This is a genomic window from Streptomyces sp. NPDC058145, assembly GCF_042884245.1.
In the GTDB taxonomy this organism is placed as follows: Bacteria; Actinomycetota; Actinomycetes; order Streptomycetales; family Streptomycetaceae; genus Streptomyces.
This window is the reverse complement of sequence record NZ_JBHVUH010000002.1, coordinates 134,239-155,866: the sequence shown is the minus strand read 5'-3', so window position 1 is coordinate 155,866 and position 21,628 is coordinate 134,239. Positions and strand designations below refer to the sequence as shown.

Genomic DNA, 21,628 nt, shown 5'->3' with positions numbered 1-21,628 from the left:
GCCCCGCTCACACCACCCGCGCGATCGCGGCGATCCCCGCCGACCCCACCCGGCAGCAGCCGCCGATCAGCCGTGCCCCCGCGTCCCGCCACGCCTCGGCCCGCCCGGCGCCGAACCGGGAGCGGCCGGTCCAGGCGCGTGCCCGCGGGTCCCAGGCCTCCCCGCTGTTGGGGTAGACGACGACCGGTTTCCCGGTGACCCGGGCCGCGACCCCGACCGCGTACGGCACGTCCTCCGGCGCGCAGCAGTTCACGCCGACCGCGATGATCTCGCCGGCGTCGGCGGCGGGCGCGAACGCCTCCTCCAGCGGCTGCCCGGCGCGCGTACGCCGGCCCTCGACGGTGTACGAGAGCCAGGCGGGCACCCCCAGCCCCCGCACCGCCCGCACCAGCGCCGCCCCCTCCTCGGCGTCCGGAACCGTCTCCAGGGCCAGCGCGTCCGGCGCGGCCGCGGCCAGGATCTCCAGCCGCGGCCGGTGGAACCGTTCCAGCTCCCCGACGCTCAGCCCGTAGCGTCCCCGGTACTCGGAGCCGTCCGCGAGCATCGCCCCGTACGGACCGGCCGAGGCCGCCACCCACAACGGGCGGGCGGCCCCGGCCGCCCGCGCCCGCCGGGCCGCCTCCCGGGCCAGTTCCACGCTGAGCACCAGCAGCCGCGCCGCCCTCGCCCGGCCGATCCCGCGCCTGCCGAAGCCCTCGAAGGTGGCCTGGTAGCTCGCGGTGGTCGCCACGCTCGCACCGGCGTCGAAGTAGGCCAGATGCGCCTCGGTGATCGCCTCGGGACGCTCGGCGAGCAGCCGCGCCGACCACAGCTCGTCACCCAGGTCGTACCCGGCCGACTCGAGCTGGTTGGACATCCCGCCGTCGAGCACGACCGCTCCGGCGGCGAGGGCTTCGGCGAGGCCGGGGTGCGTGCTGCCGGACGTGCTGCTGGTCATGTCTCGACGCTAGTCCAAGTGCCTCGCGCGCACAGCGCGCGCACGCACCCGCGCAAGGGGGTGGAAAGCGCTTGCCCAGCGCGGTACGGTCTCGGGTCCGGCCGCGGACGTCACCACGCGCCACGCCGACCCGGTCCGCGAGGAACTTCCCGCCCGGCGTCCGGCGTCCGGGGGGCCGGACGCGGGTGGGACGGAGCCCCGGGGCGTCCCGACCGGAACCGGGGCGCCCCGGGCCCAGCAGGAAGGAACGTCACCGCCGTGCTCCGACTGCCGCCCGACGACCGCTCGTCGAGCCCGTACACCGGATACACCCGCGCCCACTGGGAGGCCGCGGCCGACACCCTGCTCGCCGCCGTCGAGCCGTACGCCACCCCCGACCGCGCGCTCTACCACTTCCCCGGCGGCCACGTCAGCCACTCCGGCCACCTCTCCGACGGGCTCGAAGGGTATGCCCGCACCCTGCTGCTGGCCGCCTTCCGCCGTGACGAGACCGCGCTCGGCCGCTACGCCGAGGGCCTCGCGACCGGCCCCGGCGGAGTCTGGCCGCGGATCGCCGACCGGAGCCAGCCCCTGGTCGAGGCCGCCTCGATCGCCCTGGCCCTGCGACTGACCCGGCCCCTGCTGTGGGACCGCCTGGACCAGGAGGTGCGCGAGCGGACGGCGGCCTGGCTGGAAGACGCCCTCACCGCCGAACCCTGGCCCTGCAACTGGGAGTTGTTCCCGGTCACCGTGGGCGGCTTCCTCGAGGAGATCGGCCACCGCCCGGACGCGGCCCGCAAGGCGATCGACCGCGGCCTGGACCGCATCGAGGGCTGGTACCTCGGCGACGGCTGGTACACCGACGGCGACGGCCGCAAGTTCGACTACTACAACGGCTGGGCCATGCACCTCTACCCGGTGCTGCACGCCTGGCTGGCCGGCGACGCCGGACTGCTGGACCGCTACGGCGGCCGCCTCGAAGCCCATCTCGCCGACTACGCCCGCCTGTTCGGGGCCGATGGCGCGCCCCTGCACCAGGGCCGCTCACTGACCTACCGGTTCGCGACCGCGGCCCCGCTGTGGCTGGGCGCGCTGACCGGACGTACGCCGCTGGCGGCCGGTGAGACCCGGCGGCTGGCCTCCGGAGCGCTGAGGTACTTCCTCGACCGGGACGCCGTGGACTCCCGCGGGCTGCTGACCCTCGGCTGGCACGGCCCCGACGAGTCCGTCCTGCAGAGCTACTCGGGGCCGGCCTCGCCCTACTGGGCGAGCAAGGGCTTCCTCGGACTCCTGCTGCCCCCGGACCACGAAGCGTGGACGGCGCGGGAGCGGCCGGGCCCGGCGGAGCGCGCCGACGCGGTGACCCCGATCACGGGACCCAACTGGCTGCTCCAGTCGACGCGTTCGGACGGCGTCGTCCGCCTGCACAACCACGGCAGCGAGGACCTCCGCTACGACCCGTACTACACGCGGTTCGCGTACTCCACGGTCACGCGGCCCCTGGGGTCCCCGCCCGACAACATCGTCATGGTCGGCGGAGACCCCGTCCGCTCGGGTGTCGTGCCCCTGGGAGTGGGGGAGGACTGGGCGGCCTCCCGGTGCACCGTGGCATCCGGTGCGGCGGTGACCAGCCTGGTCGTGGCCGACGGGGCGGTGGAGGTGCGGGTCCATCTGGTGACGGGAGCGGAACCCGGCACCGAGGTGCACGTCACCGGGTGGGTGCCGTGGGAGGACGAGCGGGCCGAACTGGTGCCGGCGCACGGCCTGTCGGACGGATACGTCCTCTCCGGCGTGACCGGAGACGGTGCCACCCTGTTCGTCGCCCTCGCCCGGCTCACCGCGGAACCCGACCCCGCGCCGCTGGGCGATCTGGTGGCCGTCGAGGTGCGGGACGAGCAGGACCTGACCGTCCGCTGGGCCACGGGCCGGTGCGGGCGGTTCCGGTTCGCGCCACGGGACAACTCGGTTGCCGCGCTCGACGACCGTGCAGAAGACTCCACCGCATGACTTCCACGATCCGCCATGTGACGATCGCCAGCGCCGACGCCTACGCCCTCGGCAGCTTCTGGTCGAAGGTGCTGGACCAGCCGCTGCACGAGGACGACCACCCCGGCGACCCGGAGGCGCTGATCGAAGGCGCGGGGCTGCTGTTCGTCACCGTGCCGGAGGGCAAGACCGTCAGGAACCGGCTGCATCTCGACCTCCAGCCACAGGACCGCACCCGGGACGAGGAGGTCGAGCGGGTGATCGCCCTCGGCGCCACCCTGGTGGACGACCGGCGCAGGCCCGACGGCACCGGCTGGGCGGTCCTCACCGACCCCGAGGGCAACGAGTTCTGCGTGGAGCGCAGCGCGGCCGAGCGCGCCGGATAGGGAAGCGCGCGGACACTTCGGCCGCCGCCGAACGGATGCGGACCTAGCGTGCTCCGTATGAGCGACACCGAACAGGAAACGCCCGCACGGGCCGTCACCACCATGGTCGGGCACGTGCTGGCCCTGGCCGCCGGATGGACCGCCTGGGACGGCACCCCGGTCCTGACCGACGACCGCGTCCACACCCCGCACAAGGCGATCCGCAGGGTCGCGGACCACCTCGTCGACCATCTGGCCGAACTGGAGGCCCGGCTGGCGGGTGAGGCCCCCCAGCCGGACCACTGGCATGCCTCCGCGAGCACCACGGCGGCGGACCTGGCCCCCTTCACCGCCGACGACCTCGACGAGGCCCGCAGCCGCCTCACCCGGCTGGCCCGGATCTGGGCCGTACGCCTGGACGCGCTGACCGGCGAACAGCTCGACGCCTCGCCCGGCGAAGGCTGGGCCTTCCGCGAACTGGCGCACCACGTGGCGGAATCCACGTACTACGCGGACGCGGTGGGGGACCTCTCGTGACCGCCTTCGCCCGTGCTGCCGTGGCAGCCCCGCTCAGTCATCGGCCTTCGGCTCCCGGGGCCAGTGGGTGAGGGCGATGTGGAGGGCCTCCACCGCCTTGTCCCAGGAGGCCTGTACGTCGCGGGGGGCGCCGAAGCCGCCGGTGGACTCCAGGGCGCAGTAGCCGTGGAAGGTGCTCCGCAGCAGGCGTACGGCGTCGGTGAGGTCGGGCTCGGCCAGGCCGTAGGCGCGGAGCATGCCGTAGGTGATCTCGGCGGTGCGGCGCAGGGCGGGGGAGCCGGCGATCAGGCTCTGGTCGATGCGGATCTGGGTGGCCGCGTAGCGCCCGGGGTGCTCCAGGGCGTACGACCGGTAGGCGCCCGCGAAGGCGGCCAGGGCGTCCCTGCCCGCCCGGCCGGCCACGGCCGCCGCGATCCGGTCGATCAGCTCGCCGCCCGCGTGCAGCGCCAGCCGGGTGCGCAGGTCGTTCAGGTTGCGAACGTGCGAGTACAGGCTCGCGTCCTTCACCCCGAAGCGCCGGGCCAGCGCGGAGAGGGAGGCGTTCTCGAAGCCCGCCTCGTCGGCGAGTTCGGCGGCGGCCGCGACGATCCGGTCGACGGTGAGTCCCGCACGGGCCATGGGCCACCTCCTTGGATGTCAAGCCGGCATCCTAGGATATCTAGGCTGTGGCCTCCGGACCGAGCGATGCGCATCCGGTGGCCCGCGCGGAACCGTGCGTTCGTCAGGCGAGGACCTCCGAGAGGACGAACGAGAACCGCGTGGGCTCGGCCCGCAGGAAGTACCGCGGCAGCGGGCCGGGGCCGCAGGACTGGGAGCCGAGGCCGTGCAGGCCGTGGTCGAGGTTGACCCACACCGTGTCACCTGGGGTGAGGTCGGTCAGGTGGGCCGCCGCGTCCAGGTGCTCGGTGGTCCAGCGCCGGGCGGTGAGGGAGAACTCCGGGTCGCCCTCGACGCGCAGGCCGCCGAGCTCCGCCCAGCGGACGCCGGCCCGGGCGCCGTTCTCCTGCGGACGGACGTACGGTGTCTGCAACTCGTCCACGGTCGACTGCCAGCGGCCGACCACCGACGCCGTCGCGCTGTCCGGATACGCCTCGCCCGGACCGCCGCCGTACCACCGCACACGGTCCGCCGCCGCCAGTCCGAAGCGGATGCCGAGCCGGGGCAGCGGTACCGTCCAGTCGCCGTCCGGGGTCACGGACACGGTCAGCCCCAGCCGCGTTCCGTCCGACGTCCAGCGGTACACGGTCGACAGCCCGAACTCCCAGGCCGCCGGCGCCACCCGGGTGCGCACGGTCAGCGCGTCGTCGTCCACCTCCACGGCGTCCAGCCGGTGCCGCATACGGTGCAGACCGAGCCTGCGCCACAGCGGGCCGTAGCGGATGTCGCTCTGCCAGGCGGCGCCGTCGTCGTTGTCGGTGGTGGCCCGCCACACGTCCAGGCGCAGCCCGGTGACCGACACCCCGCCGATCGCCCTCAGGGCGCCGCTGCGGGCGTCGAAGGAGGCCGGGCCGAGGGTGATCAGCCCCGCGCCGGCCACCGGGCCGTCGGACGCCGGAACCGACGGCACCGGGCGTGCCGAGACCGCGAACTGGCCCCAGGCGACGACGTGTTCCCTCGGCGCCCAGGCGGTGTCGGCGGCGAGCTGCGCCCGTACGGTCCAGTGGGCCTCGCCCGCCGGAGCCGTGGCCGGCGGCTCCGGCAGCTTCACCTCGGCCGACTCGCCCGGCGCCAGCGGGGGCACCGGCAGGGCGCCGGACGCCACCGTCTCGCCGTCCACCTGGTAGGCCCAGGTGAAGGCCAGCGCCGAGAGGTCGGCGAAGTCGTACTTGTTGGTGACGCGGATGCTGCCGCCGGTGCCGTCGCCCTCGATCGCGACCGGCTCGATGACCTTCTTGTACTCGACGAGACCGGGGGAGGGCCGCCGGTCCGGGAAGAGCAGTCCGTCGCAGACGAAGTTGCCGTCGTGCAGCTCCTCGCCGAAGTCGCCCCCGTAGGCGTAGCCGAACCGCTCGTCCTTGACGCCGTGGTCGATCCACTCCCAGACGAAGCCGCCCTGCAGCCGGTCGTACGCCTCGAAGATCCGCTGGTAGTCGGCGAGCCCGCCGGGGCCGTTGCCCATGGCGTGCCCGTACTCGCAGAGGATGAACGGCAGTTCACGGCGCCGGTGGGTGCCGCCGTCCAGGCCCCGGCCGATCCGCTCGACCTCGGCGTGCCCGGCGTACATCCGCGAGTACATGTCCGTGTCACGGCAGTCGAGGTCGCCCTCGTAGTGCACCAGCCGGGAGGAGTCGCGGCCGCGGATCCACTCGGCCATGGCGGTCAGGCCCCGGCCGGTGCCGGCCTCGTTGCCCAGCGACCAGACGACGACGGCGGGGTGGTTCTTGTCCCGCTCGACCATGCGGGCCGCGCGGTCCAGCAGCGCCGGGGTCCAGCGGTCGTCGTCGACGGGGTTGTCCCGCCAGGCCTGCTCGGTGAAGCCGTGCGTCTCCAGATCGCACTCGTCGACGACCCACAGGCCCAGCTCGTCGCACAGGTCGAGGAAGGCCGGGTGCGGCGGGTAGTGGGAGGTGCGGACGGCGTTGACGTTGTGCCGCTTCATCAGCAGCACGTCCTGGCGCATCGTCGCGAGGTCCAGCGCGCGGCCCCGCTCCGGATGCCACTCGTGCCGGTTGACCCCCTTGAACAGCACGGCCCTGCCGTTGACCTTGATCAGGCCGTCCGCCAGCTCCACCGTGCGGAAGCCGATGCGCAGCGGCACCCGTTCGCCCTCGGTGGCCAGCACCCCGTCGTACAGCCTCGGGATCTCCGCCGACCACGGCTCGGCGGGCACCGTCACCTGCTCCCCGGTGGCGACGTCGATCCCGAGATCCGGCACGGTCACCCGGCCGTCCACGTCGGAGTCGACGCGCAGGGTGCCGGTGCCGGCGACGTGGTCGTACGAGGCGTGCACGAAGAAGTCGAGGACGCCGCCCGCCGGGCGGTGCAGCAGCGTGACGTCACGGAAGATGCCCGGCAGCCACCACTGGTCCTGGTCCTCCAGGTACGAGCCCGCCGACCACTGGTGGACCCGGACCGCCAGCACGTTGCCCGCCGGCTTCAGCAGACGGCCGACCGCGAACTCGTGCGGCAGCCGGGAGCCCTTGAACTCGCCCAGCTCGGTGCCGTTCAGCCAGACGCGGGCGCAGGACTCCACCCCGTCGAAACGGAGCACCGCCCCGCCGTCCGACCGGTCGGGCCAGTCCCCGGGCAGGTCGAAGACGCGCAGGTGGTCGCCGGTCGGGTTCTCGGTCGGGACCAGGGGCGGGTCGACCGGGAACGGGTAGAGGTGGTTGGTGTAGACGGGGGACCCGTGCCCCTGGAGGACCCAGTGACCGGGGACCCGCAGCTCCGCCCAGCCGGCCGCGTCGTACCCCTCGCGCGCGAAGGAGTCGTCCTCGGCGTCGGCCGTGTCCGACAGTCTGAAGAGCCAGCTTCCGTTCAGGGACAGGGACTTGGCGTCCGAGGTGGCGTACCGGGCCCGGGGCGGCAGCGTCCCGGAGCCCGGCGAGACGTCCTCGACGTACTCGGATGGGGGTCCCCCGGCTCGAGCGAAGCCGAGAGGGGGGGAGGTGCGAAAGGACATCGGTCTCCTAGCTCAGCCCTTGATACCGGTCTGCGCGATCCCCTGCACCAGTCGGCGCTGGAGGAAGAGGAACACGAACAGCAGGGGCAGGATGGAAATGGCGGTCGCCGAGAAGATCAGGTGGTAGTTGACGGTCTGGTTGGTCATGTACGACGACAGCGCGACCCGGACCGTCCAGGCGCTCGGATCCTGGCCGATGACCAGCGGCCACAGGAAGGAGTTCCAGCCGTTGATGAAGGTGATCGTGGCGATCGCCGCGAAGATGTTCAGCGAGTTGGGCACCACGACACGCCAGTACGCGCCCCAGTGACCGAGCCCGTCCACGCGCGCCGCCTCCTCCAGCTCCTTCGGGAACCCGAGGAAGTACTGCCGGAACAGGAAGCAGGTGAAACCGCTGAACAGACCCGGAACGATGAGACCCCGGTAGCTGTCCACCCAGCCGAGCGACGACAATGTGCGGCTCCTACGTCCTCACGCGGACGGTGCGGTGCGGCTGCTCGCGGCACCGGTGCGCCTGGCGCCGTTCCGCTGTCCGCCGACGGACCGCAGCGTCCCCTCCAGCGCGAACGTGGCGGCGCCCAGGGACACCGGGTCGGTGGGGATGGGGGAGAGGACGATCTCGGTGGCCGCCAGCGGCCGCCGCAGCGCGTGCCGGGCGACGGCCGCGCGCACCTCACCGAGCAGCGGCGCGCCCAGCCGGGACGCCACCCAGCTGCTGAGCACGACCACTTCGGGGTTGAGCAGGTTGATCAGATCGGATATCCCGGCGGCCAGATAGCGGGCGGTGTCGCGAACCACCTTGAGCGCCACCGGATCGTCCGCGGCGACCGCAGCGGCCAGGGCGTCGATGGTCGCCGTCTGGTCCTCGGGATGCAACAGCGGTGAACGCGGGCTCAGTTCGCGCAGGTTCTGCATGATGCCGGGCGCGCCGACGTAGGTCTCCACGCAGCCATGATTGCCGCAGTGGCACAGCCGGCCGTCCAGCACGAGTGTGGTGTGTCCCCACTCGCCCGCGCTGTTGCTGACCCCCCGGTGCAGCCCGCCGCCGAGCGCGAGACCGGCGCCGACCCCCGTGCCGAGGTTCACCACCACGGCGTCCCCGCGGCCCCGCGCGGCCCCGAACCACAGCTCGGCCACGGCGCAGGCGCGCAGCGGGTTGTCCAGGTACAGCGGATGGGCGATGCGCTCGGTGAGCAGGTCCAGCAACGGCACTTCGTGCCAGTCCCAGTTGGGCGCGTACTCGGCGACCCCACTGTCCCGGTCGACCTGGCCCGGCACGCTCACACCGACGCCGAGCACCCGGGCCGCCTCGATCCCGGCCCGGGCCACCACCGAGCCGACAGCGGCGGCGACATGGCCGACCACCTGCTCCGGGCTGCTCTCGCCGGGCCGCATGTCCTCGTCGGCTCGGGCCAGTACGTTCAGCGCCAGATCGTACAGCTCGACGTGGACATACGTCTCCGCGATGTCCACCCCGATCAGTGCGCCGCCGGACGCGTTGACGGCGACCAGGCCCCGGGGCCTGCCGCCGGCCGAGTCCTCGAAACCGACCTCGGTGATCAGGCGCAGGTCCAGCAGCTCGCCGACCAGCGTGGCGACCGTGGCCAGGCTCAGCCCGGTGGCGGCCGCCAGCTCCTGCCGCGAGGTGGGAGACTCGGCGATGATCTGGCGCAGCACCTCGTAGCGGTTCGCGGTGCGGATGTCACGTGACGTGCGCTTCACGGAGCTGCCCCTCCCATCCCGTCGGGCCGGGCCGGGCCGGGATGAGACCGGCACCGGCGCGGCGACAGGCTATGGGCTGGGGACGCTTTCGACAAGGGGTTAGGAAATGGGGTGAAAAAAGCCCCACCGGTCTCAGTTCCCCAGGACGTCCCGGACGAAGGCGTTGGTGAACTTGCCGGTGGGGTCGAGGGATTCGGCCAGCGCGCGGAAGTCGGCCAGGCGTGCGTACCGAAGGCGCAGCTCCGCCGGCGGCACGGTGAACACCTTGCCCCAGTGCGGACGGGCGTCGAACGCGCTCAGCGCCTCCTCGACCCGGCGGACCACCGGCAGCACGGCGGGTGTGTCCTCGATCCAGGTGAAGTGCAGGGCCACCGAGTCCCGGCGGTGGGCCGGGCTGAGCCACTGCGGGTCGGCGGCGACGGTGCGCACCTCACAGATCTGCAGGACGCCGGCCACCGTCGTCCGGACGGCGTCGAGCGCGTGCAGCGCGTCGACGGCGGCCGCCCGCGGCAGCAGGTACTCCGACTGCAGCTCGGCCCCGCTGCTCGGGGTGAACTCCGCCCGGAAGTGCGGCAGCCGCTCGTGCCACGGTCCCGGCACCCCGAACTGTTCGGTGCAGTTCACCGCGGGCATGCCCGGCACCGGGTGCATCGCCTCGCTCGCTGCGGCGGCCCACGGGAAGTCCACGGGCGCCCGATCGGTGCGCCGCTTCACCCACACCTGCCGGAACCCCGGCTCCCGCCAGTCGGTGAACAGGCTGACGCTGTACGCGGCCCCCGCCACCGCCCCGTAGTCCAGCCCGGTCAGGGGCAGTTCGGTGAACACGTACTGCTCGACCTCGTACGCCGGTTCCAGCTCCAGGGTGAGCGCGGTGACCACGCCGAGCGCGCCCAGCGAGGTCACCGCGCCGTCGAAGCAGGCGTCCCCCCGGGCGATGGTGACCGTGGAGCCGTCCGCCGTGACCAGCTCCACCTCCCGCACCGCCGCGGCGAGCGGCCCGTTGTCCACGCCCGAGCCATGGGTGCCGGTGGCCACCGAGCCCGCCACCGAGATGTGCGGCAGGGAGGCCATGTTGGGCAGCGCGAGTCCTTGCGCGTGGACCGTGCGGGCGAGTTCCGCGTACCGGACCCCGCCCGAGACGCGCACCGTACGGGCCGCGGTGTCCACGTCGATCACCGGCGGCAGGGCGGCGAGCGACACGAGCACCCCGTCGCCGCCGGGATCGGCGATCCGGTTGAAGGAGTGGCCGCTGCCCAGCACCCGCACCCGCGCGCCGCCGGCCACCAGGGACCGGAGCGCGCCGACCGTCTCCGGGCGCTGGAACTCCTTGGCCTCGTAGGTGATGTTCCGGGCCCAGTTGGTGACCGTCCGCGGCTGCCTCATCCTTGCCGTCCCTCCCTGGAGTACGTGTTCATTGACCCTCTCATCTGCCGGGACCTACCGTAGAGAGCGGTTGCTGTCCGAGCGCCTGCGATCCGAGCGCCTGCGATCCGTGCGCCGACGAGACGGAAGGTCCCTTCGTTGCCCGAGCGTCCCCAGGCACTGTTCGCCATGACGGCACACAACGTGCCGCGCGTCTTCCCGCCGGACCTGCTCGCCGGGCTGCGCGAGCACGTCGACATCGACCCCGCCCTCGTGGCGGACGGCTTCACCGACCCCCGGGTGCTGGAGACACTGGCCCGCACCGAGATCCTCATCACCGGCTGGGGCTGCCCGCTCCTCGACGCGGCCGCCCTGGACGCGGCACCGAGGCTGCGCGCGGTGCTGCACGCGGCGGGCTCGGTCAAGGGCTTCACCACCCCCGAGGTCTGGAAGCGCGGCATCGCCGTCTCCTCGGCCGCCGCCGCCAACGCCGTGCCCGTCGCCGAGTACACCCTCGCCATGATCCTGCTCGCGGGGAAGGACGTCTTCGCCTCCCGCGACCTGCTGCGCACCCGCCGCGCCTTCCCCTACGGCGACATCCTCCCCGGCATCGGCAACTACGGCCGCCGGGTCGGCGTCGTCGGCGCCTCCCGCATCGGCCGTCGGGTCATCGAGCTGCTGCGCCCCCACGACCTGCGGGTGCGCCTCGCCGACCCCTGCGTCGACGAGGCCGGGGCCGCCCGGCTCGGCGTGCCCCTGCTGGCGCTGGACGACCTGCTGCGCGGCTCCGACATCGTCACCCTGCACGCCCCGGACACCCCCGAGACCCGGCGTCTGATCGGCGCCCGGGAACTCGCCCTGATGCCCTCGGGGGCCGTGCTGATCAACACCGCGCGCGGCGCCCTGGTCGACCACGACGCCCTGGTGGCCGAGGTGCGCACCGGCCGCCTCCGCGCCGTGCTGGACGTCACCGACCCGGAGCCGCTGCCGGCCGACTCGCCCCTGTTCGACCTGCCCAACGCCTTCGTGACCCCGCACCTCGCCGGCTCGCAGGGCAACGAGGTCGCCCGGCTCGGGCGGACGGTGGTGGAGGAGGCGGCACGGCTGGCGGTGGGGGACCCGCTCGCTCATGCCGTCGATCACACCGCCCTGGCGCGGACGGCCTGACGACACCGCCGTACCGGGCAGCTCGCGCGCCGGGGTGGGGACCCGGCCGGGCCGGCGCGCGAACGGGGGCATACGGTGAGAGCCGAACGCCTGAGCCGGGAGGAGATGACGGATGGGCAGCCGCACCGCGCTGGTCGAGGATCTGATGGAGCGCTTCCCGCATGTGCCGCGGGAGGCCGTCTTCAAGGAGGACCTGCTCCGGGGTGGAGTCGCCTTCGACGCCACCGCGCTCAGCGACAACGAGAGCGGCGAGGTCAAGCCGAAGTCGTACTTCATCTTCTCCTTCGACCACGGCACCCTGCCCGAGCTGGGCGAGGCCGCGCTGCGCCGGCCCCCGGAGGAGATCATCCTCACGGGCGGCCCGTACGACCTGCGGCGCACCGTCGTCTCCGTACGGGTGAATCCGGCCTCGCCGTACCGGGTCGCCGCCGACGAGGAGGGGCTGCTCGGCCTGTACCTCGACGGCAGTCGGATCGCCGACGTCGGCGTGCCGCCCATGCCCGAGTACTACCGGCACACCCTCTCCAACGGGAAGTCCGTGATGGAGGTCGCCCCCACCATCCAGTGGGGCTACCTGATCTACCTGACCGTCTTCCGGGTCTGCCAGTACTTCGGCGCCAAGGAGGAGTGCCAGTACTGCGACATCAACCACAACTGGCGCCAGCACAAGGCGGCCGGCCGGCCGTACACCGGGGTGAAGGACGTCGAGGAGGTGCTCGAGGCCCTCGAGATCATCGACCGGTACGACACCCAGAAGGCGTCCACCGCCTACACCCTCACCGGCGGCGCCATCACCAAGACGGTCGCCGGGCGTGACGAGGCCGACTTCTACGGCCACTACGCCAAGGCCATCGAGGAGCGCTTCCCGGGCCGCTGGATCGGCAAGGTCGTCGCGCAGGCGCTGCCCAAGGCGGACGTGCAGCGGTTCAAGGACTACGGCGTGCAGATCTACCACCCCAACTTCGAGGTGTGGGACCGCCGGCTCTTCGAGCTGTACTGCCCCGGCAAGGAGCGCTACGTCGGCCGGGACGAGTGGCACCGCCGCATCCTGGACTCGGCCGACGTCTTCGGCGCGCGCAACGTCATCCCGAACTTCGTCGCGGGCGTGGAGATGGCCGAGCCGTTCGGCTTCACCTCCGTCGACGAGGCCATCGCGTCCACCACCGAGGGCCTGCGCTTCTTCATGTCGCACGGCATCACGCCCCGCTTCACCACCTGGTGCCCGGAGCCCACCACCCCGCTCGGCAAGGCGAACCCGCAGGGCGCGCCGCTGGAGTACCACATCCGGCTGCTGGAGGCCTACCGGGCCACGATGGACGAGTTCGGGCTCTCCTCGCCGCCCGGCTACGGACCGCCCGGACCGGGCCGCGCGGTGTTCTCCGTCAGCTCCTTCATGGACAGCCTGCCCGTCGAGGAGCCGGCGGAGGTCTGATCGCCGGCAAGTGGCCGGCCGGACGGTGAGCGGAACAGGGCCCGCGTCCGTATGAGAGGCGGGAGTGGCGGGCCCGGCCGCGGTCACGGCGCGCGACGTCGTGATCACTCGATTTGAACATGGCGCTTGTCAGTTGTGTCGGAGGCGTGAAAGGCTCCTGCCCGCCGCGGGGTTTCCCCAACTCCCTTATGTATGCGGTGAGTTGACCCTCGCTCGTGGATGCAGGAGTGCCATGCCCGACCTGCCGGCCCCCCAGGACGCCACCGAGGCGGAGCTGTTCTCGGAGTGCTGGGACGCGGTGCTCAGCTACGCCGACCTGTGCACCTCCGGATCGCTGACGGCCCATCAGCTCGCGACCGAGGCCTTCTCGTCGGGCATGCGCGAGCTGCGGGCCGCCGGCAACCTCCCCGGGCGCGGCCCGGGCAGGCGCCCGGGCCGGCTGCCGGCGATCCCGGAACTGCTCACCGCGGTACGGAACACGGCCGCGGGCTGGGAGGCCGGCGGGCAGGGGCACAAGCTGGACCCGGACCTGCGGCTGTGGCTCAACTCCGACCAGGCCGCCAGGTTCGCCGGGCCGCCGCCGGGACGGCCGGTCGCGCTGCGGGGCCTGAGGGACATGCGGGAGTCGGACGCCGCGCTGCTCTGGCTCGCCGAGGTGGAGGCGCTGCCGCTGCCCGCCGTGGCCCGCCGGCTCGGCCTGGACCCGACCACGGTGGCCGACGAACTCGACCAGGTCCGGGACCTGTTCCGGGGCCGCTGCCACCGCGCGCACCTGGACTCGCCGATGGACGCGGAGTGCCGGGCGTACGCCCGGCTGCTGGACGCGGTGACCCGGTCGGCCGGCGCCGAGACGCCGCCCGACCTCTCCCGGCACCTCGCCACCTGTGCGCGGTGCGCGGAGGCGGCGGCCTGTCTGCGCCTGCACGGCGGCGGTCTGCCCGCCGCCATCGCCGGTGGTGTCGTCGGCTGGGGCGGCCTCGCGTATCTGGAGCGCAGGCGGCGAGCCGCCGAGGTCCGGCTGGGTGCCGGCCACCCGGTCGCGGCCGGTACCGGCGGCGACCCGGAGGAGCACGCGGGCCGCGGCCGGACGCTGCGGGGCGGTCTGCTGGCCGCGGCCGTCCTGCTGTCGGCGCTGGCGCTCGGGGTGTCGATGATGCCGTTCGGCGGCTCCGGCGACGACCGGGCGGCGGCCAACGACGACCGTCAGCCGGTCGCCGACCCCGGCACGTTCCCGGTCACGGGCGGCTCTCCGGAACCCGGCAAATCGGCATCCGGGGAGTCCGCGCCCGGGGAACCGGCCTCCGCCGCCCCCTCCGCGACCGCTCCGCGGACCCGGCATCAGACCAGGAACCCCGACCCCGAACCCCAGGGCACCTCCTCCGGCACCGCCGGCGCCGGCCCCACCCGCCCGGACGACCCCGCCCCCACCTGCCGGGTCGCCTACGACCTGGTCAACCAGTGGCCCGACGGCTTCCAGGCCACCGTCACCGTCACCACCGCAGAGACCCTCACCGGCTGGCAGGTCGCCTGGAGCTTCCGCGACGGCCAGCAGGTCGGCCAGATGTGGGACGCGTCCGCCCACCAGGACGGCTCCCGGGTCACCGCCACCGCCGCCGACTACAACAGGTCCGTCGCCGCGCACTCCTCGCTGTCCTTCGGCTTCACCGCGTCCTGGCGGGACCGGAACCGGACACCGTACGACATCACGCTCAACGGGGAGGCCTGCGCGGCAGGCTGAAATCCGCGCCGCCACGCTCGCGGAAAACCCGAGTTCTCGCCAAATCTCCCCGCTCGCCGACTTGACGCATTTATGCGAGGTGTCACCCCCAGGGGGGTCTGACCTCGCCGTAGTCGATCGACGCCGATGGCCGGAAGGGCCTCGCGCCGCCGCGCCCGATGGCCGGTCCGCGCCCTGGATACGCGCTGCCCGGACGACCTACCTGGCAGTTCCGTCATTACCGGACGGTACCCCCGATGTGGCGCAATTCACTCGCCCGGAAGCGGTGTTCTGCCACCATCAACGCCATCGAAAAACCGGCCATCGGCACTGCGGCGGGGGGCGTGGCCATGGGGCTGCTCGGCAATGACCTTGCGTTCGCGCAGTCTCTGTCCGCACCGGAGCGCGAGGGCGCCATGGCCCTCGGCAACCGGAAGCACTTCCCGCCCGACGCCCACCTTCTGACCGAGGGCGACCGCTCCAGTCATGTGCTGATCCTCATCGAGGGCTGGGTCACCGTCTCCGTCTCCACCGATCGGGGCGCCACCCGGCTGATACTCGGCCTGCGCGGACCCGGTGAACTGCTCGGCGAGATGGCCGCGCTGGACCCGCATCCGCGCAGTGCCACCGTGCGCGCCCTCGGCCCGATAGAGGCCCAGGTCATATCCGGGGACGCCTTCCGGCGCTTCCTCGCCCTGCATCCCCGCGTCAGCGGACTGGTGATACGCCAGCTCACCTCCCGGCTGCGCAGCGCCGACCAGGAACGGTCCGCGCTCGCCTCCCTCACCGTTCTGCAGCGCCTGGCCGGCCGGCTCAGCGAACTCTCCGCGGCCGAACCCGCCGGCCCCTACACCCCCTCCGCGGCGGGCCGTCCGTCCGGCCCCCCGCCCGCCGGGTCCGTCGTCCACCTGGCCCAGGACGAGCTGGCCGCCACCATCGGCGCCACCCGGGAGGCCGTCGCCAAGGCCCTGCGGCTGCTGCGCACCCAGCGCATCGTGCGCACCGGCAACCGGATGGTGGAGATCCTCGATCCGGCCCTGCTGGCCCTCCTCGCGGACGGCCATCACGAGTAACGCACCGCCCGCCGTGTGTAAACGGCTACAGACGGCCCCGCGTCCCGGGCCCGACGCTGTTGGGACGACACCTCATCTACGAGCGGACAGCACTGCGGGGGGCACGGGTGAACCACGACGCACCGGAAATCACCGAGGAACACTACGAGTTGGTGATCAGCGTCGACGCCAGACGGTCCGGGGAGTACGACGACGTCGACAAGCCGCGGATGCGCGCCCGGATCTACCGGGTGCTGGAGTCGGCCTTCACCCACGCCTCGGTGCCCCGTGACGCCCTCCACCTGGAGGACCGCGGGGACGGTGTGCTCGTGGCGGTGACGGGCCGCATCGCGGTGAGCCGGCTGCTCGGCCTGTGGCTGGTCGAGGTGCGCGAGAAACTGCGGGACGAGAACCGCGGTCTGCGCGTGCCCCTGGGACTGCGCGTCGGCATGCACGTCGGCCCGGTCCGGCACGACGACCGGGGTATCAGCGGACGCGCGGTCGACCTGGCCTGCCGGCTGGCCGACTCCGCCGTCGCCCGCCGCCTCCTCGACGCCAACGGGGCCGACCTGGTGCTGGTCACCTCGCAGTCCCTGTACGAGGACGTGGTCAGCGGCGGCGGCAAGTTCATCGAACCCGAGCAGTACTCCCGGGCCCGGCTGCGGCTCAAGGAGGGCGAGGTCACCGCCTGGTGCCATCTGCCGGGCCTGCCCGCCCCGGAGATCCCCGCCGACACCCCGCCCGGGACCGCCACCGAGGCGCCGCGGCCCGACCCCGGACCGGCGCCGGGCACCGACGCCCCCGCCCCGGGGCCGGCCGGTCCGGCCCGGGAGCGCCCGTCCGGCAACCAGTACACCGTGCACGGCGACATGTCCGAGCACCACGACAACGTCTACCAGCAGCCCGTGCACATCGGCCGGATCACCGACCGCGACAACGAGCGGCGGAAGGGCTGAGGCGAATGAGCGACGACAAGCAGCCGGACGCCCCGGCCGAGGACGCCCCCGACAAGCCCGGCCAGGACCGCTCGCCCGAACCCGAGGACAGGAAGGGCCGCGACGGGCAGGCCCGCGACGACGACGGCAAAGCCGACGGCAGGGCCGGCAAGGACGACGGCGCCGAGGACGAGGCCGCCGAGCGGGAGAAGGAACGCGAACGCGAACGGGAGCGCGCCGCCGGGCGGTTCAAGGAGTACACCCGCGACCCCCTCGCAGCGGAGCAGAACGAGGACGGCCCCACCGATCTCGCCGCCGCCGCGCGGGCCCGCCGCGCCACCCGGACGCTGTTCGACGTCGGCCGCGACCTGACCAGCTTCGACCACTCGTACATCGGCAGCGCCCACATCGGCGACATCAACCTGCGCCTGGACGCCCGCCGGTCCGGCGCCGGCATGCGCAGCGGGCCCGTGCCCGACGAGGAACTGCGCCGGCTGCGCCGCGTCCACGTGGAGCCGGAGGGCTACATACGGCTGCGCAACGCGCTGCGCGCCCGCCGGCTGCTGGTCCTCGGCGCCGCTCCGGGCACCGGGCGGACCAGTACGGCGCTCTCCCTCCTGGACGAGGTCACCACCGCCTCGGCCAATGACGAGGCCCCGGAGCCCGGCACCGGATCGCGGGTGCGGCGGGTCGACCCGGACGGCGGGGTGCGGCAGCTCGCCGCGTCGCTGGACCACTCCCGCGGCGACGGCGAGGAGACACCGAGCGGTACCGGCTACCTGCTGGAGCTGTCCCTGACCCGGCCCGGCGCGCTGCCGCCCGCCGAGATGGACCTCGACGAGCTCGCCGCGGCCCTGGACCGCCGGGAGGCCTACGCGGTGATCGTCGTCACCGTCGGATCGGCCGCCAACGCGCTGCTCGCCGGCCGGTACGGCATGCTCTGCCCGCCCGCGCCCACCCACGAACTGCTGCGCACCCGGCTGCTGGAACGGCTGGAGCGCCACGCGGCCACGGCACCGGACGGCGGCCCCGGCCCGGCCGAGCTGCTGGCCCGCGCCGAGGAACTGTGGGCCCGCGAGGAGGTCGAGGGCGTCGTCGGGCTGAAGGACCTGCGCCCGGCGGAGGCGGAACTGCTCGCGTCCCTGCTGGCCGGCCATGTGCTCGGCGACATCTCCTACGAGGAGTTGCTGGCCGGCTGCCGGAGCCTGGCCGCGAGCCAGGTCCAGGAGTGGTTCGCCGGGGTGGACCGGGCACTGACGGCACGGCCGGCCGGTACCGAGACCGGCGCGGGGCGCCCGGACACGGCGACCCTGTTCCACCCGGTGGCGTTCCGGATCGCCCTCGCCGTGCTGGGCGGTGCCTCGCACAGCGCGGTGGCCGCCGCCGCCCACCTGCTGACCTGGGAACTGTCCGTCCAGTGCGACCCGGACAACACCCCGGCCCGCCCGCTGTTCTGCGACGACCCGGAGGCCGACCTGGCGCTCTCGCGCGCCGAGGTGACCGACGGCCGGGTCGAGGTGGCCGGCGGCGAGGTCCCGGCCCGGCTGATCTGGTACCGGGGCACCGCCCTGCCCTCGGCGGTGCTGACCGAGCTGTGGGACCGGCACTTCCCGGTCCGGGCGCCGGTGGTGCGCTGGCTCCGGCTGCTCGCGGACGATCCGCGCTCCCAGGTGTGGATGCGCGCAGCGGTGGCCGCCGGCGAACTGTGCGTACGGGACTTCGACTACGGCTACACCGAGCTGGTGCGGCCGCTCGCCGAGGCGGCCACGCCCCGCCGCAGGATCTTCGCGGCCACCACCCTGGACCAGGCCGCGGACCACGACACCCACCGCAAGACGGTGCACCGGCTGGTCGGCGACTGGAGCCGCAACGGCACCAACGCGCTGCGCTGGACGGCGGCGATGGCGCTGGGCTACGGCAACGCGGCGGCCACCATGGACGACACGCTGGAAACGCTCGCCAGGATCGGGGTCCGGGACGACGGGGCCCAGCTCGCGGTCGCCTCCTTCAACGTCGTCCGGCTGCTGGCGCTGCCGGACGCGGACCAGGTGCTCGCGCGGATCGCCGAGTGGACCCACCACAAGCGCGAGCCGTACCAGGACCTGGGCCTCGTGACCACCGTACGGCTGTCGCTGACCACGGTGGACGAGGTCCTGACGGAGGACCCCGACGCACCGCTGGCCGACCGGGACGACTGGCCGCTGCCGCTCGCCCTGGCCGACAGTCGTCCCGAACTCGTCGGCCCCATGGCCGACCTGATGTGGACGGCGCTCAACACGGCCCGGGCCAGGGACGTGGCGATGGACGCGCTGGAACGTCTGCTGCGGTCCGCCGTCCGCAAGGACGGCACCGAGTGGACCCGGCCGGGGCTCGCGGCACTGCTGCCCGCGCTGGCCACCGAGGATCACGACCAGCGGCGGCTGGACTGGCTGCTGCGCCACATGATGAACGACCCCGAAAACCCCCTCCCCGACGCGCGGGCGCGCGACCTGTGGTGGCTCGCCGTCACGCCGCGGCGGCCGGACCGCCGGGAGCGGACGCGCCGGGAGAGGACCCGCGAGGAGGACACGCATGGCTGAGGACGAGGACGAGACGGCGGCCAGGGGCCCGGTGCCCGCGGGACCGTTCCTGCAGGAGTACGCCCCGGTCGGCGCCTTCCCGGCGGCGAGCGCGCAGAAGGCCTCGGTGCTGTTCTACCGCAACGGCGGCCACAGCGTGATCACCGTCTCCGGGGTGCGGCACGTGGACAAGCGGACGCTGGCCCGGCCGTACAACGTCTGCGAGATCGCGCAGGGCACGTACGTCTCGCCGCTCCAGCTCGAACTGCCGGCCGCCGGCGGCACCAGCTTCTTCAAGGCCGAGGTGGACATCGAGTGGGAGGTGACCGACCCCTATCTGGCCGCCGTCCAGGTCGTGACCGATGTCGCCGCCCGGCTCACCTCCCCGGTGCTGGAACGGCTGCGCGAGATCACCCTGACCTACCGGGTGACCGACGCCGAACAGGCCAACCGCGTCATCACCAGGGAGTGCGTCGGCGGCCGCTGGAGCGACCTGGGCAGTGAACTCGGCCTGCGGGTACGGCTGTACGTCCGCCTCGGGGTGAACGACGAGGCCATCGAGTACGCGAAACAGCGGCGGGGGGCGCAGGCCGACGCCGAGGTCACCCGGGTCCGCCAGGACTCGTTCCGGCGCATGCTGCAGGGCGGCGAGCTGGAGCAGCTCAGCTTCATGCTGGCCGCCGACCCCGAGGGCGCCAAGGACTTCCTGGAGAAGATCCGCCAGGAGGGCCGGCAGGACGAGCGGGAGCGGGTCGACCGGCTCTACACCATGGCGCTCAGGGGCGAGCTGCACGCCGCGGACGTGGAGACACAGGTCCTCAACCTGCTCAACCAGGACCAGCGCCGCCCGCTCCAGGGGCCCATCGGAGCGGTACCGGCCCGCCGGGAGCCACGCCAACTGGAACCGGCCGCCGAGGGGCCGTTCACCCCGGACTGGGTGTCGGACGAACCGCCCCGGCGACAGTCCCACCGGGCCGAGTCGCACCGCGCGGAGACCTACCGGACGGAGACCTACCGCACAGAGTCCACCCGGGAGGTGCACCGCGCCGAGGACGACGACACCGTCACGGACGAACCGCCCTCCCGCCCCCGCCGCCGGCCCGAGCCCGACCCGGCGGACGACTACGAGCGGGAGCCTTCCCGGGGCCGCGCCCAGCGCCCCGGGCCCTACCCGTCGGACGACTTCGACCGGGAGCCGTCGCGGGGCCGTACGTACCGTCCGGAACCCGACCCGGCGGACGACTACGACCGTGAGCCTTCCCGGGGCCGCGCCCAGCGCCCCGGGCCCTACCCGGCGGACGACTACCCCCGGGAGCCCTCGCGCAGCCGGACGTACCGTCCGGAACCCGATCCCGCGGACGACTACGAGCGGCCACCGCAGCGCGCCCGGACGCACCGGCCCGAGCTGGAATCGGCGGACGACCACGACCGCGAGCCGTCCAGGGGCCGGACCTACCGGCCCGAGCCCTACCCGGCCGACGGCTTCGACCGGGAGCCGTCGCGGGGCCGTACGTACCGTCCGGAACCCGACCCGGCGGACGACTACGACCGGGAGCCTTCCCGGGGCCGCGCGCAACGCCCCGATCCCTACCCGGCCGACGACTACGACCGGGAGCCGCCGCGCGGCCGCAGGCGCCCGCGCGACGACGGCTGGTCCTGGGCGGAAGAGGACGGATGACCGCCGAGGACGAGGCCGCCAGGACCTCCCCCGCCCCGGTCGTGCTCGTGCCGGACGGGGGTCGGCACAGCCACGACGGGGCGGGGGAGCGCATCGCCGAACGACTGCTCAGCACGGTCCGCGAGGACCTCGGACGAGCCGACTCGAAGGCCGCCGTACTGCTGTCCGGGACGCTCGCGCTGCCCGCCTTCCTGCTCGGATGGCACGGCGCGCCGGGCTGGCGCGGGGCCGCCGACGTGACGCTGGCCCTTGCCGGGGTGCTCTGGGCCGGCGCGGTGATCGCGCTGATCGGCGCGGTGATGCCGCGCACCGGCACCCGGCGCGGCCGGGACGGGGTCACGTACTTCGGTGACCTGGTGGCCGCCCGCGACCTCGCGGGGCTGTCCGCCCGGGTGGCCGAGGCCGGGCGCGACCCCGCCGGGTGGCTGCTCGTCCAGGCCGTCGACGTCAGCTCGATCCTGTCCGCCAAGTACCGGGCCATCCGCTGGGGCGTGGGCTCGCTCGCCCTCTCGGCGGCGCTGGCCCTGGCCTGGGGTCTGACCCCGCGCTGAGCGGGTTCGCCCCTACCGAGCACTCCAT

16 protein-coding genes and 1 pseudogene are annotated in these 21,628 nt (G+C 73.7%); 11 read left to right on the top strand and 6 right to left on the bottom strand.

The genetic code is table 11. The features are described 5' to 3' along the window. Positions 1 to 7 precede the first annotated feature (7 nt). Positions 8 to 937: a homocysteine S-methyltransferase gene (mmuM, locus tag ACFVVO_RS04840; RefSeq protein ID WP_390051783.1), complete on the bottom strand. Its 930-nt coding sequence runs from the start codon at positions 935 to 937 to the stop codon at positions 8 to 10. A 258-nt stretch (positions 938 to 1,195) separates the two neighbouring features. On the opposite strand from mmuM, the gene ACFVVO_RS04835 reads away from it, so the two are divergent. From ACFVVO_RS04835 to ACFVVO_RS04825, 3 genes are read left to right on the top strand one after another with little or no spacing between them, the layout of a single operon-like run. Then, positions 1,196 to 2,923 carry a DUF2264 domain-containing protein gene (locus ACFVVO_RS04835; RefSeq protein WP_390051781.1) on the top strand — a complete coding sequence of 576 codons (1,728 nt, stop codon included), beginning with the start codon at positions 1,196 to 1,198 and terminating at the stop codon, positions 2,921 to 2,923. Then, positions 2,920 to 3,288: a VOC family protein gene (locus ACFVVO_RS04830; protein WP_390051779.1), complete on the top strand. Its 369-nt coding sequence runs from the start codon at positions 2,920 to 2,922 to the stop codon at positions 3,286 to 3,288. The genes ACFVVO_RS04835 and ACFVVO_RS04830 overlap by 4 nt, the downstream gene beginning before the upstream one ends. 57 nt (positions 3,289 to 3,345) lie before the next feature. After that, the gene (locus ACFVVO_RS04825; RefSeq protein WP_390051777.1) at positions 3,346 to 3,804 is read left to right on the top strand and encodes a hypothetical protein; all 459 of its coding nucleotides are present in this window, start codon (positions 3,346 to 3,348) and stop codon (positions 3,802 to 3,804) included. A gap of 33 nt (positions 3,805 to 3,837) precedes the next feature. On the opposite strand, the gene ACFVVO_RS04820 is transcribed toward ACFVVO_RS04825, so the two are convergent. The 5 genes and pseudogenes from ACFVVO_RS04820 to ACFVVO_RS04800 all read right to left on the bottom strand — a co-directional run bounded on the left by ACFVVO_RS04820 (position 3,838) and on the right by ACFVVO_RS04800 (position 10,531). Then, a complete protein-coding gene (locus ACFVVO_RS04820; RefSeq protein ID WP_390051775.1) occupies positions 3,838 to 4,422 on the bottom strand; it encodes a TetR/AcrR family transcriptional regulator in 585 nt (194 codons plus the stop codon). A 103-nt stretch (positions 4,423 to 4,525) separates the two neighbouring features. Next, entirely contained in the window at positions 4,526 to 7,426 is a 2,901-nt protein-coding gene (locus tag ACFVVO_RS04815) for a glycoside hydrolase family 2 TIM barrel-domain containing protein (RefSeq protein ID WP_390051773.1), read from the bottom strand. Positions 7,427 to 7,438: 12 nt separating this feature from the next. Continuing rightward, positions 7,439 to 7,879: pseudogene (locus ACFVVO_RS04810) on the bottom strand (carbohydrate ABC transporter permease); the annotation flags it as partial. 18 nt (positions 7,880 to 7,897) lie between these two features. After that, positions 7,898 to 9,148, bottom strand: a complete 1,251-nt coding sequence (locus tag ACFVVO_RS04805; RefSeq protein WP_390051771.1) for an ROK family transcriptional regulator — start codon at positions 9,146 to 9,148, stop codon at positions 7,898 to 7,900. 132 nt (positions 9,149 to 9,280) lie between these two features. After that, positions 9,281 to 10,531, bottom strand: a complete 1,251-nt coding sequence (locus ACFVVO_RS04800; RefSeq protein WP_390051769.1) for an FAD-binding protein — start codon at positions 10,529 to 10,531, stop codon at positions 9,281 to 9,283. 138 nt (positions 10,532 to 10,669) lie between these two features. Between ACFVVO_RS04800 and ACFVVO_RS04795 the strand changes: the two genes are divergently transcribed. The 8 genes from ACFVVO_RS04795 (at position 10,670) to ACFVVO_RS04760 (ending at position 21,600) form a co-directional block, all read left to right on the top strand. Then, a complete protein-coding gene (locus tag ACFVVO_RS04795; RefSeq protein WP_390051768.1) occupies positions 10,670 to 11,677 on the top strand; it encodes a hydroxyacid dehydrogenase in 1,008 nt (335 codons plus the stop codon). Between the two features lie 112 nt (positions 11,678 to 11,789). Further along, on the top strand, positions 11,790 to 13,109 hold the full coding sequence (locus tag ACFVVO_RS04790) for a radical SAM protein (RefSeq protein ID WP_390051767.1): 1,320 nt from the start codon (positions 11,790 to 11,792) through the stop codon (positions 13,107 to 13,109). 232 nt (positions 13,110 to 13,341) lie between these two features. Continuing rightward, complete coding sequence (locus ACFVVO_RS04785) at positions 13,342 to 14,847, top strand: cellulose binding domain-containing protein (protein WP_390051765.1); 1,506 nt, start codon at positions 13,342 to 13,344, stop codon at positions 14,845 to 14,847. Positions 14,848 to 15,176: 329 nt separating this feature from the next. Beyond that, positions 15,177 to 15,899, top strand: a complete 723-nt coding sequence (locus tag ACFVVO_RS04780) for a Crp/Fnr family transcriptional regulator (protein WP_390052337.1) — start codon at positions 15,177 to 15,179, stop codon at positions 15,897 to 15,899. Between the two features lie 107 nt (positions 15,900 to 16,006). Then, positions 16,007 to 16,834 (top strand): hypothetical protein, encoded by an 828-nt coding sequence (locus ACFVVO_RS04775; protein ID WP_390051763.1) that lies wholly within the window; start codon positions 16,007 to 16,009, stop codon positions 16,832 to 16,834. A gap of 5 nt (positions 16,835 to 16,839) precedes the next feature. Continuing rightward, entirely contained in the window at positions 16,840 to 19,392 is a 2,553-nt protein-coding gene (locus tag ACFVVO_RS04770; protein WP_390051762.1) for a hypothetical protein, read from the top strand. Then, a complete protein-coding gene (locus tag ACFVVO_RS04765) occupies positions 19,385 to 21,049 on the top strand; it encodes a hypothetical protein (RefSeq protein WP_390051761.1) in 1,665 nt (554 codons plus the stop codon). The genes ACFVVO_RS04770 and ACFVVO_RS04765 overlap by 8 nt, the downstream gene beginning before the upstream one ends. Continuing rightward, positions 21,046 to 21,600 carry a Pycsar system effector family protein gene (locus ACFVVO_RS04760; protein ID WP_390051760.1) on the top strand — a complete coding sequence of 185 codons (555 nt, stop codon included), beginning with the start codon at positions 21,046 to 21,048 and terminating at the stop codon, positions 21,598 to 21,600. Before ACFVVO_RS04765 ends, ACFVVO_RS04760 begins: the two co-directional genes overlap by 4 nt. Positions 21,601 to 21,628 lie beyond the last annotated feature (28 nt).